Origin of the sequence: Aerococcus sp. UBA6277 (assembly GCF_002440555.1) — a bacterium.
Taxonomy (GTDB): domain Bacteria; phylum Bacillota; class Bacilli; order Lactobacillales; family Aerococcaceae; genus Aerococcus.
Map to the genome: position 1 here is coordinate 1 of NZ_DJUR01000027.1, position 4,697 is coordinate 4,697.

The 4,697-nt window shown below is 37.7% G+C and carries 5 protein-coding genes; 2 read left to right on the top strand and 3 right to left on the bottom strand.

The annotated features are described in order from the left end of the window. Positions 1-483: 483 nt before the first annotated feature. The 3 genes from B2V22_RS04830 to B2V22_RS04840 are packed head-to-tail and all read right to left on the bottom strand — an operon-like array spanning position 484 to position 2,857. Positions 484-1,830 carry a glucose-6-phosphate isomerase gene (locus tag B2V22_RS04830; protein WP_290490840.1) on the bottom strand — a complete coding sequence of 449 codons (1,347 nt, stop codon included), beginning with the start codon at positions 1,828-1,830 and terminating at the stop codon, positions 484-486. 25 nt (positions 1,831-1,855) lie between these two features. Further along, entirely contained in the window at positions 1,856-2,242 is a 387-nt protein-coding gene (locus B2V22_RS04835; RefSeq protein ID WP_290490841.1) for a CvfD/Ygs/GSP13 family RNA-binding post-transcriptional regulator, read from the bottom strand. A gap of 27 nt (positions 2,243-2,269) precedes the next feature. After that, positions 2,270-2,857, bottom strand: coding sequence for a peptidylprolyl isomerase (locus tag B2V22_RS04840; RefSeq protein WP_290490842.1), 588 nt, complete (start codon positions 2,855-2,857; stop codon positions 2,270-2,272). A 189-nt stretch (positions 2,858-3,046) separates the two neighbouring features. Here B2V22_RS04840 and B2V22_RS04845 point away from each other — a divergent pair, with 189 nt between their 5' ends. Next, the gene (locus tag B2V22_RS04845) at positions 3,047-3,556 is read left to right on the top strand and encodes a divergent PAP2 family protein (protein WP_290490843.1); all 510 of its coding nucleotides are present in this window, start codon (positions 3,047-3,049) and stop codon (positions 3,554-3,556) included. A gap of 39 nt (positions 3,557-3,595) precedes the next feature. Further along, the gene (locus B2V22_RS04850; RefSeq protein WP_290490844.1) at positions 3,596-4,594 is read left to right on the top strand and encodes an NAD(P)/FAD-dependent oxidoreductase; all 999 of its coding nucleotides are present in this window, start codon (positions 3,596-3,598) and stop codon (positions 4,592-4,594) included. Positions 4,595-4,697 lie beyond the last annotated feature (103 nt).

The following is a 4,697-nucleotide window of genomic DNA, read 5'->3' on the forward strand; positions in this document are numbered from 1 at the left end:
TTCAAAGGTCTATCTCGTCGCCTTGCAGCAACTCGTATATCATACCATCTTCATTCAAGCTTTGTCAACAAAAAGTTTTAAACTTTTTTAACCACTTAATCGTTTGGAACGACTTAATTATCTTACCTTATTTTATGTTTTCTTGTCAACACTTTTTTGTTTTTTTTAAATCATTTTTGTGTGATTTGTAAACTATAAAGCTCAATTATCATACCATTTCAACCAGATGATTGTCAACAGTTTTTTTGAAGTTTGTTTTTTTGGAACCCAAACAAACAACTCTGTTATGATAGCATGCTCTTCTAGAACTTGTCAATCATTTTTTTACTGTTTTTTTCGATTGGTTTTGCTCCGAATCGACAAGATTTATAATATCAACAAAGCACTTTTTCGTCAATAGTTTTTTTGTCTTTTTTTATCAAAAATACAAAAAGATGTCGAACAGAGATGTTCGACATCTTTTTAATCGTGATTTTAAACCACTTATTTCAATCGTTCGTTCAATTCTGTTGCTAATTCTTCGAACCCTGGTTTACCTAATAAGGCAAACATATTTTTCTTATATGCTTCTACCCCTGGTTGGTTGAATGGATTTACGCCATTTAAGTATCCAGAGATCGCAACAGCAATTTCAAAGAAATAGATCATGTAACCTAATGAGTAAGCGTCCATTTCTGGGATCGTTAACACGAAGTTAGGTACATCACCGTCTGTATGCGCTAAAACAGTACCTTGGAAGGCTTTAGTGTTTACGAAGTCAACATCTTTACCTTCTAAGTAACCTAAACCGTCTAAGTCTTCATCAAAAGCAGGAATTGAAATTGATTTGCTTGGTTTGTCTACTTTCACAACAGTTTCGAATAAGTTACGTTGACCTTCTTGGATATATTGTCCTAGAGAGTGTAAGTCCGTAGTGAAGTTTGCACTTGATGGGTAAATCCCTTTTCCGTCTTTACCTTCTGATTCACCGAATAATTGCTTCCACCATTCTGAGAAGTATTGTAATTTTGGTTCATAGTTGATTAATAACTCAGTTACTTTACCTTTACGGTATAGGACATTACGTAATGCAGCATATTGGTAAGCTTCGTTTTTAGTTAAATCAGCATCACTGTATGCTTCCATCGCGTCCGCCGCACCTTGCATTAAAGCATCGATATCTGCACCTGAAACAGCAATTGGTAATAAACCAACCGGTGTTAATACAGTGAAACGCCCACCAACTGCATCCGGAATAACGAATGACTCGTATCCTTCAGCATCAGCTTCAGATTTTAATGCGCCATTTGCTTTATCTGTAGTCGCGTAAATACGTTCTTTAGCTGCTTCACCATATTTTTCTTCTAATAATTTTTTGAAGATACGGAATGCTACAGCCGTTTCAGTAGTGGTACCTGATTTAGAAATAACGTTTACAGAGAAGTCTCTATCCCCAATTGTTTCGATTAATTCTGCAATGTAAGTTGAGCTTAAGCTGTTACCTGCAAAGAAGACTTGTGGTGTTTTACGTTCTTCTTTAGATTGTAAGTTTGAAAATGAATGAGATAAAAAGTCGATTGCTGATTTAGCACCTAAGTAAGAACCACCGATACCTAATACAACTAATACATCTGAATCAGATTGAATCTTAGCTGCAGCTTTTTTAATGCGTGCATACTCTTCTTTATCATATGCTTTTGGTAAATCAACCCAACCGATATAATCGCTACCTGCACCAGTACCTTCACGTAAGATTGTATCTGCTGCCGTAACTAATGGTTGCATTTGTGTTAATTCGTGTTCTGCAATAAATTGGTCAGTATTACTATAATCAAATTTGATATGTCCCATTTTAATACTCCTCATTTATAAAATATTATTTTGTAGCCATCTTTTGTAGTGCTTCCTCAACCCATCCCGGCAATTGCTCTTCTATAGAGACAAAGCCAATTTTTGGTGCATGACGTTTTTTAGGCCAAGCATTCTTAGCAGGTTTATTAGAGGTTGCAAGTTTTTTTAATGCTCGAATTGACAAACTCATTTTGCCTGTAAACTCATCGATATCGATAATCTTCACCGTCAGTTTTTGCCCGATGGTAAATTTATCATCCACGTTGCTCACATAGCCATGATTAATTTCGGATATGTGGATTAAGCCTTGGTGGTCTTCGTCTAATTGAACAAAGACACCATATGGTTGTAAACCTGTTACTTCACCTTCAACTACATCACCAATGTGGTATGGAAATTCTTTAGTTGTCATGAAGTTGTATCCTTTCTAGTGTGTAGCTTATTCGTTTTCAAAAGTGACACTAGTAATAACAACTTCTTCTAAAGGTTTGTCTGATGCATTACGTGGTTGGTCTTCAATAGTGTAGACAACATCCATACCAGAAACCACTTGACCAAATACCGTATGTTTTTGATCTAACCATGGTGTTCCACCGTTTTCGCTGTAAGCTTCTATGATTTCTTCTGGCCAACCACCAGCTTTAAGTTGTCCTAACATTTGTGCAGGGACTTCTTTAGCTGTTACAACGAAGAATTGTGATCCATTCGTATTAGGTCCTGCATTCGCCATTGATAAGGCACCGTTAATGTTGAACAATTCAAGATTGAATTCATCTTCGAATTTGTCCCCATAAATTGATGTCCCACCCATACCAGTTCCAGACGGGTCGCCCCCTTGGATCATAAAGTTAGGAATTACACGGTGGAAAATAACACCGTCGTAGTAACCTTGTTTACCTAGGGTTACAAAGTTTTCTACTGTTTTTGGCGCTAATTCTGGAAAAAGTGCAACTTGGAAAGTGCCTTTATTTGTTTCAATCGTCGCTTTCAATTGCGTATCTTTAATATCTAATTGTGGATAAGTCATTTTCTACCTCCTATTTATTTCTAAACTTATTGTAACAAATACTGAGCGAAATTTCTCCATTTAATGACTGAATAATTTTATTCCACCCAGTTGATAAAGTTTTCGTAATTTCTCTTTTTACATCGAAACATTTTCCGCTTGAATCTTTTTCATGCTATTATTAAATTAAATAAATCCAAGGAGGAAAACATGAATACAACAACTAATTTTCCTTTAGTCGTTACCTTTGCAGCAATCATGATTGCACAGCTGGTTAAATATCCTATTGCTGTTTTCTTTAAGAAACCAAATGCTAATTTTTCCATCATTCATGCTACAGGTGGTATGCCTAGTTCCCACTCGGCTGCCGTTACTTCGCTAATCACTGCTTTGATTCTTCAATATGGATTCTTTTCTCCTATTGTAGCCATCGCCGTTTGTTTTGGTATGATCGTCATGTTTGATGCCATGGGGGTTCGTCGCCAGGATGGGGAGCAAGGGGTTTTAATCTATAACCTTATGAAGATTTTAAAAGAAAAGGCTAGAGAAACTGACGATTCAGATCTATTAGCTAAATTAAGTACTCTTGATGAGGACCGTATGGTCATTAATGATTATCTAGGCCACAAACCTTCAGAGGTTATTGGTGGTATGACCACTGGTGTACTTGTTACGTTGGGTGTCCGCTTTATCTATAACCTATTAAACCTCCCATTATAATCCGCCAACATCATAAAACCTAATTAGAAAGTGATCACAATGACAAATAATAGAACGGACCTCCTCATTGTCGGGGCTGGTCCAGTAGGTTTGTTTGCCGCCTTTTACGCAGGTATGCGTAACCTAAGTGTCCGCTTAGTGGACTCATTACCTGAAATCGGTGGCCAACCGAAAGCCTTATATCCTGAAAAAAACATATTCGATATTCCAGCATACCCTAAAATAACCGGTCTCGAATTAAGCCAAGTCCTACAAGCACAATTGGACCGGTTTTCTGCTACCACAGATATTCATCTAAACGAAAAGGTTCTAAATATTCAAAAAAATGACCAAGACTTTACAATTCAAACCAGCAAGTCGACTTATACATCGGGCGCAGTCATTATAGCCGCCGGTAACGGTTCCTTTAAACCTCGAAAATTAGCCATTGATGGTCTTCCTGACTATGAAGCCCGGCATATTTCATACCATGTATCTGACTTTGCTAAATACACAGGTAAAGAAGTTGCGGTTCTTGGTGGTGGAGACTCAGCCTTTGATGCCAGTTTGGCTTTGGCTGACTATGCTAAAAAAGTCTACTTGGTTCATCGTCGCGACCGGTTTAGAGCGCATGAATATTCTGTGAAGCTTGCTGAACAAGCACCGAATATCGAATTCATAACCCCTTATGTGCCTGAAAAACTAGTCGGCAATGGCGGTCAATTAACTGGCCTTGAAATTACCAAGGCTCGTAGTCAAAAAACACGACTTTTAGCCGTTGACCATATCTTTATGACTTATGGGTTTGTATCCTCAATCGATGAAATTAGAAATTGGGGTCTTGAAATTGAGAATGAGTCTATCTTAGTAGACCATAACCTGCAAACCAATATTCCCGGTATCTATGCAGTTGGCGATATTGCCAATTACCCGCATAAAGCAAAATTGATTGCAACTGGTTTTGGCGAAGCGCCACATGTCATTAATCAAGCGGCGAAGTACTTATTCCCCGACCGCCGGGTTGCTCCTCTACATTCGACATCTATGTTTACTGACTAAATTGGGTATAGAGGGTATATAAACTGAATATAAAGAAAAAACTACCAGAGACCGCCTATAGGGCGAGCTTTGGTAGTTTTTAAAGGCTCTACAATATATAGGA